A 12,568-nucleotide genomic window follows, 5' to 3' on the forward strand; every position below is an offset into this window, starting at 1 on the left:
GTTTAGTCACGCATGCCGGGCAGCATTTTTTTCAGGGTATCGTCCCGGCTAAGAAAGTGATGCCTCAATGCCGCAGTGGCATGGATCAGGATGAGGCCAATCAGCGTATAGCCAAGCCACTTGTGAACTTCAATGAGCATCTGGAACAGGTTCTCATTTTTTGCAATGAAATCCGGCAGCCTGAATCCGAAAAAAAACACAGGGATACCCGCAGCAGAAGACATGAGCCAACCGCTGACCGGCAGTGCGAACATCAGTGCGTAAAACGAAAGGTGGACAAACCGGGCGGCTATCTTTTGCCAGTCCGGAAGCCCCTCGGCCAGTGCCGGCAGCGCATTACCAATGCGCCATGCCAGCCTCAGCGTGACAAACCCCAGCGCGAGAATTCCGTATTCCTTGTGATAGAAAATCAGTAGGAGCTTTTGCTTGTTGAAGCCGACATCCGGCAAACCGCTCATATAAAGGCCAAGTGCAATAAGCGCAATGAGCAATACCGCCATCAGCCAATGAAGTACTATGGCGACGAGACCATAACGCTGATATGTGTTCGTAAGCGCGATCATCAAATGTACTGATTGATTGGATGCCAACCTCGCATCGGAAAGTACCGACTAAGTAATAATAACGTATATAAACAATACTCGGGGCAAGTGGGCAGATTGGGCGCGAGTTGGCATGCGTCCTGAAGGGGGACCATACGAGTAATATTCGGCTCATCAGCCGCGGCACACAAAAGGTTAGCGAATCAGGCACCAACTTGGTGCCAGAGTCCTCCGGGATGGAAGATCTATAATGATTGGATATCCGACCAAACAGGCCTCCATCACCCGACATCTCCCCCCGGAAAAATTCACCATGCGCACTTCGACTTTCCTGTCCGAATTTCTAATTCTTCTTTCAATGCTTCTAGTGCCATTGGCGCACGCTGAAACGCCGCCAAAATAAAATAAAGTGACGGTTCTTGTCGAAGGCTATGTCAGCCCTATTGAAGGAAGGGAATTTGTGCCGGGTAAATCCGCGGATGGTGCGCGGAAAGTTGCGGGCACCGTGGCTCTGGTCCAAGGAAAGGACATTACCCTGGTGGCCGATCCCGGCATGGTGAGCGGAGGAGGCTGATTCTAGATGCACTGAAAAGGCAGGGTGTTTTCCCGGAACAGGTCACCCACGTCTTTGTCAGCCATCATCACCCCGATCACACCGTCAATATTGCCCTGTTTCCCAACGCAGAGGTGATCGACTTCTGGGGACGGTACCGCGGAGACACCTGGCACGACCATCCTGATAGCTATGAACTGGCACCCGGCATCAAGGTGATACACACGCCCGGCCATACCGACGAAGATGCATCACTTGTGGTAAATACCCGGGACGGTACCTACGTATTGACACATCTGTGGTGGTTTCCTGACATGACACCAGCTCAGGACCCACTGGCATCCAGCCAAAGTGACCTCGATAAAAACCGCAAGAAAATTCAGGAAATTGCCGACTGGATTATTCCGGGACACGGGAAAATGTTTAAGAATCCGAGTAGACAGTAAGAGATATAGACAGCACCGCGGGAGCGTTCCCACTCCCGCGCTGCCTTTTTGGTTTTTTGCTTGCTGGAAAAACGCTCAGCGGACTTTGCCCGGACGTGGGCACCGCCTTTGCGTAACAGCGGATTCTGTGCAACCGGATTGCCCGGGGCACGCCGTTCTTCTGCGGAAACAGTAATGGCTATTTTCCGCTCGGCTTTTTTCTTCAATAACCTCTCCTTATTAGCTTGCTTAGCCCTTGATACAGATCACCTGTTTCAGGGTATGTACCACATCCACCAGATCACGCTGATTCTCCATGACCTGATCGATATCCTTGTAGGCGGCTGGGATCTCGTCGATCACGCCCTTGTCCTTCCGACACTGCACACCCTGGGTCTGGGCTTCCAGATCGTCGCGGGTGAAACGCTTGCGTGCGGCAGTACGACTCATTCGCCGGCCTGCGCCGTGGGCACAGGAGCAGAATGACTCCGCATTCCCCAGGCCGCGCACGATATAGGAGCGGGCGCCCATGGAACCGGGAATAATGCCGAGCTGGTCCAGCTGCGCACTGATCGCGCCCTTGCGGGTCACAAAGACATCGCGCCCGAAGTGCTGTTCCCGCACCACGTAATTGTGGTGGCAGTTAATTGCCTCAGACTCCAGCGTAAACGGCGGAAGATGTTGCTGCAGCACACTCACAACCAGCTTCATCATTTCCTGCCGGTTAACCCGAGCATATTCCTGGGCCCAATGCACCGCTTCGATATAGTCATCGAAGTGTCCATTACCCTCACTGAAATATGCCAGGTCGCGATCCGGAAGATTGTGCACATGCCCTTCCATATCCCGCTTAGCCAACTGGATGAAATGCTGCCCAATGGCATTGCCGATTCCCCGGCTGCCGGAGTGGAGCATGATCCAAACCCGGTTGTTTTCATCGAGACAGATCTCGATAAAGTGATTGCCGCCCCCTAGAGTGCCCAGCTGCGTCACCCATGTTTCGCGGGGATCGCGCAGTTTTTTCAGCAATTGCGGGTGTTTGGCAAACAACAGGTCCGCACCGGCAGCCAGATTCTTGGCCGCCGCCTCCCGCGCGCTGATCCGCTTGTGGCGGGCGAAACCCACGGGCACACGCCGCTCGATCGCCTCACGCAGCGGCTTCAGGTTATCGGGCAATTGGTTGGCATGCAGGGAAGTACACACTGCGTTCATCCCGCAACCGATATCCACACCCACGGCCGCGGGAATAATCGCACCGACCGTCGGGATAACTGATCCAACTGTAGCCCCAATCCCCATATGTACATCCGGCATTGCCGCCACATGGGAATGGATAATGGGCAGTTGCGCGATATTTTTAAGTTGTTGCAATGCAGAATTTTCCACATCTTCCGTGTAAATTTTCACCGGTACCGTACCGGAAGGCGCATTGCTGTTGAGTACCATTTTTACTGGCATAAATTTTCCCTGATTAATCTGAATTCAATAAACGGCGCTATGGCCAGTAATTGTAGGGACGCAACCCTAATTACCGTGCGTCCTGCCTTGACCCTAATGTCACCTTCCTTCTTGCCAATTCCGCCTGTTGCTCAGCCCTACCTGTAAATACTCCATCTGGTCAGACAGGATCTGGTGAGCCTGGAGAAGAATCGCTTCATAAGGATTGGGCAGAAACGGCACTGCGAGAAGTGGCATACCCGCCTCATCCGGTGTCATGGCACCTTTGCGGTTGTTGCAACCCTTACAAGCAGCAACCACATTTTCCCAACAATCGGTTCCGCCACGGGACGTCGGCATTACGTGATCTCTCGTCAGCTCAGAACTGCGAAAACTCTCACCACAGTAAAGGCATAGGTGCTGATCGCGGGCGAACAGACTCATGTTGGTAAGAGCAGGACGATGCCTTGAACGAATACGGTCAGCTTTTCGTCCTGCAATTACCGGCGCAATCGCGAGTATTGAACGATGGCCACAGTTCCGATACCCGCCGCGCAGAATCGTCTTGAATGTTCCAATTTCCCACAACACCTGATCTTTTGCATACAAATATGCCGCGCGCTGTAGATCGATCCAACGGATAGGTCTACCTCCCGCGTCTAAATACAATACTCGAGCCATTGTTCTTCCCTTCGAGCAAAAAACCTGGCCGCTTTTTTCTGGCACGCCCGGGGGGAGTCGAACCCCCAACCAAGACCTTAGAAGGATCCTGCTCTGCCAATTGAGCTACGGGCGTCTTAGAGTTTCATAAATGTCACACGATCCGCAGTGCGATACCCTCGCGCCATTAGGTAATGCATGGCCAGTCGGCGGTCCTCAGTAGACACCTGGTTTAGCACTACACGTAGAGGTAGACAGTGCCGGCCATTGCACCACGACAGGAAAGTAATCAGGCTTTCCCGGCTTGGCTGCGGCTGGACGATCTGTAAGATCGACACGGGGTATTCACGCATAATGCGCTTGGCACTGACATAGTTCGTCGTAGCCAGGCCCGCGCCGTGATCGCCGGCCCCAATGATGAGACGTATGATATGACCTCGCATGATTGGCGATCCCGACCGGACTCGAACCGGCAACCGTAGGCTTCGGAAACCTGTGCTCTGGTCCAATTGAGCTACGGGATCGATGAGTTGGAATGGTGCCCACGGAACGGATTCGAACCTTCGTCCTATCGCTTACAAGGCGATTGCTCTAGCCAACTGAGCTACGTGGGCGTGTGCTGCTGAGAAGGATGCGCCGGTACAGCTGACTACCGCTGTAAGTTCAGGATGGCGTGGTCCCCCATATGAGTGGGATGGGTCGGGTACCTGTGATCCAGGTTGATGCCAAGCACACTCTCCTTAGTAGGGTTCAAAGCTCTATCATTGCCCAGCAGGAAATTCTGGAGCGGCCTGTGGGACTCGAACCCACCTTTCCGGCTTGGAAGACCGGTACCTAACCTCTCGGTCAAGGCCGCATTCAGCTTTGGCGATTCACATAGACATATTCTGAACAACCTATCGCGCCTACGTATTCCAACACCGGCACGTCATTTCGTGTATTTGGCAGAGCCTGTGAGATTCGAACTCACGCACCCCTTCCGGGACCCTCGATTAGCAATCGAGCGCAATAAACCGCTCTGCCAAGGCTCCTTTGCAACGGTGTAAAAGTAGAATCGAACCACCAGAGCTCTCGCGACCAGTCTCGAGCCCGACAAACTCAATACCTGCTCTACTTCTACAGAAATATTTTCACCGCCCCGCCAACGCGATGAACACGACTGTCCGCTGACAGCCCCCCAGTGCAACGATTCGGGAGAAGGATTTGACCGCTGCATATGGCACACCCGGCAGGATTCGAACCTGCAATCTCTGGATTCGTAATCCAGTGCCTTGAGTCCAATTTGGCCACGGGTGCTCTAAAAAATTTGGGGCGGCAGGCCGGATTTGAACCGGCGTATACATGAGCCACATTCATGCGCATAACCACTCTGCCACAGCCGCCACAATTCAACGGGCAAACTCATTGCCATTCCCGCGCTTCAGAGCCGCGGCCCTGTTACTGGCTGAGGAGGCGGGATTCGAACCCGCGCTCTCCCGGTTAACAGCCGGGTGCATTACCGCTTTGCTACTCCTCAAAACCTGGTGCATATTGGGAGAGTTGAACTTGGGCGACTTTTGAACTCCCGACTTATGGTGTGCAAAGCCGTTGCTCTCCCCCTGAGCTACCAATAAGAAATCTGGAGTCCCCTGGCGGAATCCAACCGCCGTGTGCGGTGTTGCAGACCGCTGCCTAAAGCACTCGGCCAAGGGGACAGAAAGAAAAAATGTTGTGCTGCCGAAGCAACGTAGTTGGCAGGCGGACCCGGGCTCGAACCGGGGACTCAATCTTCAGAGGCTTGCGAGTTTCCAGCTACTCACATCCGCCAATTGTTTAATGAAAACTATTGCCGAGCGGATCGGGAAAAACGCTGGACAATACTTCAGGTGGTACGCCGGGCGAGACTCGAACTCGCAACAGTAAGCAGGGTTTAAAGCTGCCGCGTCTACCCATTCCGCCACCGGCGCAGAGTGAGGGGAGTGATTTGGAGGTGGAATAGAGATTCGAACTCTAGGGGCAGTTCATACCACCCTTCTGTTTTCAAGACAGATGCCATAAACCACTCGGCCATTCCACCGTAGTAGATCCCTCTCCCAACCCAAATGTTGCCGGGAGAGTGGCGGGCCACGCGGGACTCGAACCCGCAACGTCCGGTTTTGGAGACCGGAGCTCTACCAATTGAGCTAATGACCCAACAGAATTCATGTTTGGCGCAGCGGGATTTGAACCCGCGTGTGCCGGCTTAAAAGGCCGGTGTATAACCGCTCTACCACGCGCCAAAGATGAACTCTGTAAATGGCATCCCCAACGGGGCTCGAACCCGTATTTGCTGCGTGAAAGGCAACTGTACTACTCCGGTTCGACGATGGGGACACAACTAATCGTGGCTCGAAGATTCGAACTTCGGACCGCACCCTTATCAAGAATGTGCTCTACCCCTGAGCTAAGCCACGACAAAAAAAAGCGACCAGTTTGTTAACGAACGTGCTGGGTGTCAGTGCCAGCGCACTTTCAACCCGCCATAAAAAAACCCGGATGGCGGGAGTCGCCAACCGGGCTTTTCACACGTTGTGTTCCAAAGTCCGGCCGGCGCGCAGCCGACCGGACAGGTCGAACTACGCTTTCAAGCGATCTCCAAAATAAATCTCTGCTCCTTTCGACGAATTTATTGTTGGCCAACGCATGAAACTTCTGGGCAATGCACTACTACACAGGTTCCGCCCCAAATCTTGGGACCTCCCGCGGGTGGTTTTATGGCATTGCAGATTTAACATTTCAGCTACCAGCTCTTATGCCGCGACGCGGCGAAATTTTTTTCATCGGAACGCCGTTTGTCCCGAGTTCTTTTTAAAGCTATCACGAAAAAAATGGTTTTCAAGCTTATTTTTGAATTTTTCCATATTTTTCAATAACTTACGATTATTCAAAACGAGGCATGACCTACCGAATTTTCGGCATAAATAAATGGGCTTTGGAGCCGGTGAGAGCGTGGCATACGCTCAGCTATTCCCTGTTTTCAGTCGTAATTTCTGCTTCATATTTCCCAATTTTTGCTAAATCGCTCTCTATTGACTGCTCCACCAATCGAGCGGATTGGAATTCCATCTACGTTTTTTCAATGATGAAAATTTTGGTAGGCCGTGGCGGACTCGAACCGCCTCCTATCCCTTATGAAGAGATTGCTCTTACCGGATGAGCTACCGGCCCAAAAACAAAAAAACCCCGGAGGCGAACCTGCGGGGGTTTTGATACCGTGTCCGGAAGGCTCGCGCCTCCCGGGAACAGGAGGCAGTTATCTCAGATTTTTCTCCACACAAATACTCCACACCCGCGTCCCTTGTGGGGCGGTGCGCGGTATGGAATTGTGAAAGCTCGATAACCTGATCACGGTGTTCTCCTGATTGATACGGGAATTCTAGGGCGTTAACGGAGCTTTGCAACAGTCAATTCGCGCAAGCGAAAAACATGGCGCACAATTCATTGCCGAGAAATATGCCGCACTGCAGTTTTTACCCCTGTGCGCCCCACCTTTTCCCTTCTCCCCGCAGCCCCCTTTGCAGACATAACAGACAAAACCGGAACGCCGTACTTGCCATTATCCGAAGTCGTGACAAGATAGAGAGCATTCACTCTCTATGTGAGACTTTCACATGCACTACGACATCATCATCCGCGGCGGCCGGGTTTTTGACGGCTGTGGTAACCCTGCGATCTTTGCAGACGTCGGCATTACTGGTGGCCATGTGGCCGCCATCAGTGAGAGCGGCCTAGGCGACGCCACCGCAGAGCGCGACATCAACGCAAACGGTCACTGGGTGACACCCGGATTCATCGACCTGCACACCCACTACGACGCAGAGATGATCGTTTCACCTTCGCTGTCGGAGTCGGTGCGACACGGCGTCACCACCTGCTTTGTGGGCAGCTGCTCCATCAGCATGATTTTTTCCCCACCGGAAGATGCCTCCGATATCTTCACCCGAGTGGAATCGATCCCGCGCGAGTATGTGCTGCCCATACTCCACCAGCACAAGACCTGGAGTGACGCCAAAGGCTATGTGGAATTCCTGCAGCAACAGCCCCTGGGCCCCAATATCGCTAGCTATATGGGTCACAGCGATCTGCGCACCGCCGTCATGGGGCTTGAGCGGGCGGTATCCCCGAAGGTCACGCCCAGCGAAGAAGAAATGCAACGCATGGAAACACTGCTCAACGAGGGGCTGGACCAGGGGCTGCTCGGCCTGTCCAGCATGACCAACCCCTGGGACAAGGTAGACGGGGACCGTCACCGCTCCAGTGCCCTGCCCTCTGTCTATGCGCGTTGGAAGGAATATCGCCGCCTGCACAAACTGCTGCGACAGAAAGATGCCATTCTGCAATCCGCGCCCAATCTCACCACCAAGATCAACGCGGTCTTTTTCCTCTTCACCTCGGCCAGCCTGTGGTTCCGCCGCAAACTGCGCACAACCCTGATCACCCTGATGGATCCCAAAGCCGACCCCTGGTTGTCCAGCCTCACGGCCATGGGCGCGAACTTTTTCAATCGCTGGCTGGGCGCCAACTTCCGCTGGCAGGCACTGCCCAGCCCCTTCGAGGTCTATGCCGACGGTATCGACTTCATCGTGTTCGAGGAATTTCCATCCGGTGAAATTGCCCTGCACCTGCAACAGGACCTGCAGCGCAACGAGCTGTTCAAGACACCCAGCTACCGGGAGCAATTCAAGAACGATTACCGAAAACGCTTCGGCGGGCGGGTCTGGCACCGGGATTTCGGTGATGCCTGGATCGTGGATTGCCCGGATGAAACCGTGGTCGGCAAGTCCGTGGCCGATGTGGCAAAAGAGCGCAACGATCACGAGGTCGACACCTTCCTGGATCTGATCATTGACCACGGCCGCAAGCTCCGCTGGCGCACCGTCATCGCCAATCACCGCGAGCACGTGGTCAAACGCAACATCACCCAGCCCTGCGCACTGATCGGCTTTTCAGATGCCGGGGCCCATCTGCGCAACATGGCCTTCTACAACTTCCCACTGCATGTACTCAAATTTTCCCTGCAGGAAAACCCGGCACTGACGCCCGAGAAGGCGGTATGGCGATGCAGCGGCGAAATCGCGGACTGGTACAACATCGATGCGGGAAAACTGCGCGTTGGAGACCGGGCAGATATCGCCATCATTGACCCCGTGGCGCTGGCGAATGCCGATCTGCAACGCTACGCGGAAGCCCCATTCGAGGAGCTCGGCGGCCTTATGCGCATCGTCAATCGCAATGACGAGGTGGTCCGCACCGTGATCATCAATGGTCGGCAAGTATGGGATGGCCAGGGATTTGATCCCGCGCTCGGGCGCGAGCAGGGGGTTGGCCAGTTCCTGCCACGCAAAAACCAGCAACAGGGATAACGCGATGGCGAGCAAGCCTAACCCCACACGACGTACCCAGGCCGAGCGACGCGAAGATAGCATTGCACGTCTTGTGCAGGCTTGTATCGATTGCCTGGTTGAGAAAGGCTACCACCAGACATCCACGCTGGCTGTTGCACGCAGCGCGGGGTTGTCTCAGGGCGCGCTGTTTCGCCACTTTGACAGTCGCCTCACCCTGCTGGAACTTACCGCAATAACGCTTTCACGGCGCTTTATCGACAACTACCGGGCCCAGGTAGATCATCTGCTGGGTAACGGCAATGAAGACGTCGCCGTGGCCATCCACGCGCTCCACCAGATCACCCGCAGCCCGGAACAGCTCGCCTGGTTCGAGCTCCAGCAAGCCGCCCGCACAGATACGGAACTGCGGGATGTTTTTCGTCCGGTCTTCCTTGAAAACCGGCGTGAAAATATCGCGCTCGCCAAACAGCTAATACCCGATATCGCGAGCCGAATGCCGATGATGGGGGAACTGGTGCAGACCCTGATTCAGATTTTTCACGGCCAAACCCTCGATGCGCATCTTGAGCAGAACCCCGAAAAAGATGAGCAAATACTCGCGCTCACCATCAACCTTGCGCAGCTTGCGACCTCTTCATTGGCGAAAAAGAGCTGATATACAATCCAGAGCGTGGTCCGCAACCGCGCTTGGGCATCCACCAGGAAGATCCGGCAGTTTCAGCAAATTGGTGCCCCAAGTGTCACCGCCTGGAGGGAGTCCCGTAGGCTTGCGCACAGTAAGTAATTGGAGGGCGTACTGGACTCAATTGATTGTGAGCTATTGAAAGGACTCATCGTGGCTGCGGACAAAGGGGACAGGGAAACCTTTACGGAGCTATCTGGTGGCCCCTCGCCAGAACGAGCAAGCCTACCGCTGCGCCCCCTGCACGTCATAAAAGATGGGCAAACGCCCCTCCCTTGGAGCACTGTCAATAACTGTACGGAGCACTGCGACATAAAGCTGCTTGATGCATTTAGAAAAATAGCGACTGGAATTACTCTCAACTACTCCTTTATAAATTGGATATTTACTTCCAGGGAGTGGCCAGCCCCCTTTTAAACAGCTGCCTCCATATAATTCAGAAAAACAACGCGAAGTGTTTGATTTACGCGGAATTCAAATTTAATCGGCAGTGAAATTTCAAATATTCCCAAAACTTCGATTGCTCACATTTTCAGCCGTCACGATGTCCGGATTGCACCAAAAGATTGAAAAAGTAACGTTTTAGCAGTTTCACGGAGGCCTACCTCCGAATTAAAAAGAGACCTAATTATACAGCGGGCGCTCTTAAACAAACTGTTAGGCATTAGGCGTCATCGAAAGGTTTTTCGTTGAGCATCGGCTTTCGACCCACTCCGGACATCCATCAGAAGATCGATCCAACCGCAAGCCGGCGCAAATGTTGTGGCTGATTGCGACGTTCAATGCTCGGGGCTTTCCATCTTTTCAGAATCCGAAATTGAATCCGGCCAGTGGGGCGTAGCATTCCCCCGGCAGCGCATGCGGTCGACCATCGCGCTGACGAGGGTCTAAGATAACGGGACGAGTAGCTGACTAAATAGTGTCGCCCTGCCCCACAAACTATTTTTTTTAGCTCGTCTTGGGCGGACCCGGATATCAGACACTTTCTCCAGGTACCAAACAGCGTCACTGCTTTACTGAGCTCAGGGAGGAGCATCTTCATGGCACTGGTTACGCCGCGTGTTTTGGCTGCATCGATCGGGATTCTGGTCGCGAGTATCGAACTTCCTTCGGTAGCGTTCGCCACTGAATACGATCTTGTCATTAACGGTGGCCGGGTGATGGACCCAGAAACGATGTACGACGACATCGCCAATGTCGGCATCAGCGATGGCAGGATTGTCACCATCACCAAAGACAGGATCACCGGCAAGGAAACCATCAACGCCAAGGGATTGGTCGTCGCTCCAGGCTTCATCGACACGCACTTCCACTCGATCGACCCGTTTGCGACCAAGATGGTCGTGGCAGACGGAGTTACCACGGGTATGGACCTGGAGGCGGGCTCGACGCGCGTCGGTGAGTGGTACGCCATCAAGGAGAAGGCGGGCTGGCAGGTCAACTTCGGCACGACGACGAGCCTTAACCAGACCCGGTTGCTCGTGCACGATCCCGAGGTGAGGGTCGATGAACCGATCGACGCGACGAACGCCGGAGGCTACATCGACGAGGCGGCCAAAGACGGCGTGCCCGGTTGGTCCGTTACCCGCAGCAGCATCGAGCAGATGAACCAGATCATGCGATTGCTCGATGAAGACCTGCGCCAAGGGGCTTTGGGGCTCGGCGCCGCGCCGGCCTATTCTGCGCGCGGGGTGAGCAGCTACGAGTTGTTCGAGGCGCAACGCACCACTGCACGATACGGGCGCCTAACGTCCGTCCACACGCGCTATCACCTCAATACTCAGACACCTACCGAGGCGCCAATCGCGCTCGATGAGGTGCTGGCAAACGCCATGGTGCTACGGGCGCCCCTGCTCCTGGCGCACGACAACGACTACGGCTGGTGGGAGAACGAGGAGAAGCTCAAACTCGCGCGCGCCCAGGGCTATAACGTCTGGGCCGAGTACTATCCCTTCGCCGCCGGCTCGACCATCATCAGCGCCGACTTCCTGCGCCCCGATGTCTGGGAGAAGGTGAACGGCTACAAGTACGAGGAAACCATCTATGACCCGGGTGCGGACAAGTTCCTGACCAAGGACGAGTACCTGAAGGCCGTAAAGGAGCGGCCCGGCTACTTCATTGTCGTGCACATTCCGCCGCGTAAGAAGTGGATGAAGTACTGGCTGACAATCCCGGAAATGGTCGTGGCATCGGACGCGATGCAGGGTGTGGACAAGGACGGAAAGCTCCTGCCCTGGGATGCGGACGTCAGCCACTATGCCGGCCACCCGCGCACGGCGTCATCCTACTCGACGACGCTGCAGCTCGGTAGAGAGAATGGCGTGCCACTGATGTTCACGCTCGCACAGCTGAGCTACTGGAACGCGAAGCACCTGGGCGACACGGGGCTGGAAGCGATGAAGGAACGGGGTCGTGTGCAGGTGGGCAAGATCGCAGATCTGACCCTGTTCGATCCCAAGACGGTGAAAGCAAACGCGACCTACAAGGCTGGCGAAAACGGGTTGCCACCTACGGGCATTCCGTACGTGATCGTCCACGGCACCATCGTCGTGAACAAAGGCAATGTCCTGCCAGTTCGGCCAGGTCAGCCCATTCGCTTCCCGGTCGAAGAAAAGGGCCGATTCGAACCGGTTTCCATCAATAAGTGGCTCGGTGAATTTTCCATCAATGTGCCGGACATGCAGCGGCTAGACGACACCGGCGCAGCGCAGGTGACGCAAACGAAGTGAGGGGTGCGGAGGGCTACTTGAAGAGACGCGGCCTTTCGCTTCACCAAAACATCGCCCCTAAAGTCATGAAGTGACTTTTTATCACCCTTCGGCTAAGCCCCCCTAAACATCTCCCCTTGTTAACGGGCCAACTGCTTTCCCTGACAGCAATGGAGGCCAAGTATCCAAGTGGACTTA

General features: G+C 54.9%; 9 protein-coding genes and 16 tRNA genes. 5 read left to right on the top strand and 20 right to left on the bottom strand.

The window, feature by feature from the left end:
* Positions 1–2: 2 nt before the first annotated feature.
* A complete protein-coding gene (locus R5R33_RS01955) occupies positions 3–563 on the bottom strand; it encodes a cytochrome b (protein WP_318954405.1) in 561 nt (186 codons plus the stop codon).
* A gap of 388 nt (positions 564–951) precedes the next feature.
* Here R5R33_RS01955 and R5R33_RS01960 point away from each other — a divergent pair, with 388 nt between their 5' ends.
* Together R5R33_RS01960 and R5R33_RS17765 are read left to right on the top strand one after the other, a co-directional pair.
* On the top strand, positions 952–1,116 hold the full coding sequence (locus tag R5R33_RS01960; protein WP_318954406.1) for a hypothetical protein: 165 nt from the start codon (positions 952–954) through the stop codon (positions 1,114–1,116).
* A gap of 11 nt (positions 1,117–1,127) precedes the next feature.
* Complete coding sequence (locus tag R5R33_RS17765) at positions 1,128–1,541, top strand: MBL fold metallo-hydrolase (protein WP_404810404.1); 414 nt, start codon at positions 1,128–1,130, stop codon at positions 1,539–1,541.
* On the opposite strand, the gene R5R33_RS01970 is transcribed toward R5R33_RS17765, so the two are convergent.
* From R5R33_RS01970 to R5R33_RS02060, 19 genes are all read right to left on the bottom strand, one after another.
* Complete coding sequence (locus R5R33_RS01970) at positions 1,475–1,747, bottom strand: hypothetical protein (RefSeq protein ID WP_318954408.1); 273 nt, start codon at positions 1,745–1,747, stop codon at positions 1,475–1,477. The genes R5R33_RS17765 and R5R33_RS01970 overlap by 67 nt on opposite strands.
* 22 nt (positions 1,748–1,769) lie before the next feature.
* Positions 1,770–2,978 carry an RtcB family protein gene (locus R5R33_RS01975; protein WP_318954409.1) on the bottom strand — a complete coding sequence of 403 codons (1,209 nt, stop codon included), beginning with the start codon at positions 2,976–2,978 and terminating at the stop codon, positions 1,770–1,772.
* A gap of 99 nt (positions 2,979–3,077) precedes the next feature.
* Positions 3,078–3,638, bottom strand: coding sequence for an HNH endonuclease (locus tag R5R33_RS01980; protein WP_318954410.1), 561 nt, complete (start codon positions 3,636–3,638; stop codon positions 3,078–3,080).
* Between the two features lie 39 nt (positions 3,639–3,677).
* Positions 3,678–3,753, bottom strand: a tRNA-Arg gene (locus tag R5R33_RS01985).
* Positions 3,754–4,063: 310 nt separating this feature from the next.
* Positions 4,064–4,141: transfer RNA gene (locus tag R5R33_RS01990), tRNA-Arg, on the bottom strand.
* 12 nt (positions 4,142–4,153) lie between these two features.
* Positions 4,154–4,231: transfer RNA gene (locus tag R5R33_RS01995), tRNA-Thr, on the bottom strand.
* 168 nt (positions 4,232–4,399) lie between these two features.
* Positions 4,400–4,473: transfer RNA gene (locus R5R33_RS02000), tRNA-Gly, on the bottom strand.
* Positions 4,474–4,559: 86 nt separating this feature from the next.
* Positions 4,560–4,648 (bottom strand) — tRNA-Ser (locus R5R33_RS02005).
* A gap of 186 nt (positions 4,649–4,834) precedes the next feature.
* Positions 4,835–4,913: transfer RNA gene (locus R5R33_RS02010), tRNA-Arg, on the bottom strand.
* A gap of 11 nt (positions 4,914–4,924) precedes the next feature.
* Positions 4,925–4,999: transfer RNA gene (locus R5R33_RS02015), tRNA-His, on the bottom strand.
* A 59-nt stretch (positions 5,000–5,058) separates the two neighbouring features.
* Positions 5,059–5,133: transfer RNA gene (locus R5R33_RS02020), tRNA-Asn, on the bottom strand.
* 103 nt (positions 5,134–5,236) lie between these two features.
* A tRNA-Cys gene (locus tag R5R33_RS02025) sits at positions 5,237–5,311 on the bottom strand.
* 172 nt (positions 5,312–5,483) lie between these two features.
* Positions 5,484–5,563, bottom strand: a tRNA-Leu gene (locus R5R33_RS02030).
* Between the two features lie 18 nt (positions 5,564–5,581).
* Positions 5,582–5,673 (bottom strand) — tRNA-Ser (locus R5R33_RS02035).
* Between the two features lie 40 nt (positions 5,674–5,713).
* Positions 5,714–5,789: transfer RNA gene (locus tag R5R33_RS02040), tRNA-Trp, on the bottom strand.
* Positions 5,790–5,803: 14 nt separating this feature from the next.
* Positions 5,804–5,875, bottom strand: a tRNA-Lys gene (locus tag R5R33_RS02045).
* A gap of 17 nt (positions 5,876–5,892) precedes the next feature.
* Positions 5,893–5,969, bottom strand: a tRNA-Glu gene (locus tag R5R33_RS02050).
* Between the two features lie 8 nt (positions 5,970–5,977).
* A tRNA-Ile gene (locus R5R33_RS02055) sits at positions 5,978–6,049 on the bottom strand.
* A gap of 678 nt (positions 6,050–6,727) precedes the next feature.
* Positions 6,728–6,803 (bottom strand) — tRNA-Met (locus R5R33_RS02060).
* A 443-nt stretch (positions 6,804–7,246) separates the two neighbouring features.
* Between R5R33_RS02060 and R5R33_RS02065 the strand changes: the two genes are divergently transcribed.
* From R5R33_RS02065 to R5R33_RS02075, 3 genes are all read left to right on the top strand, one after another.
* Positions 7,247–8,998 (top strand): N-acyl-D-amino-acid deacylase family protein, encoded by a 1,752-nt coding sequence (locus R5R33_RS02065; protein WP_318954411.1) that lies wholly within the window; start codon positions 7,247–7,249, stop codon positions 8,996–8,998.
* Positions 8,999–9,002: 4 nt separating this feature from the next.
* On the top strand, positions 9,003–9,635 hold the full coding sequence (locus R5R33_RS02070; RefSeq protein WP_318954412.1) for a TetR/AcrR family transcriptional regulator: 633 nt from the start codon (positions 9,003–9,005) through the stop codon (positions 9,633–9,635).
* 1,067 nt (positions 9,636–10,702) lie between these two features.
* Complete coding sequence (locus tag R5R33_RS02075; protein WP_318954413.1) at positions 10,703–12,391, top strand: amidohydrolase family protein; 1,689 nt, start codon at positions 10,703–10,705, stop codon at positions 12,389–12,391.
* Positions 12,392–12,568 lie beyond the last annotated feature (177 nt).

The organism is Microbulbifer pacificus (genome assembly GCF_033723955.1).
Lineage (GTDB): Bacteria > Pseudomonadota > Gammaproteobacteria > Pseudomonadales > Cellvibrionaceae > Microbulbifer > Microbulbifer pacificus.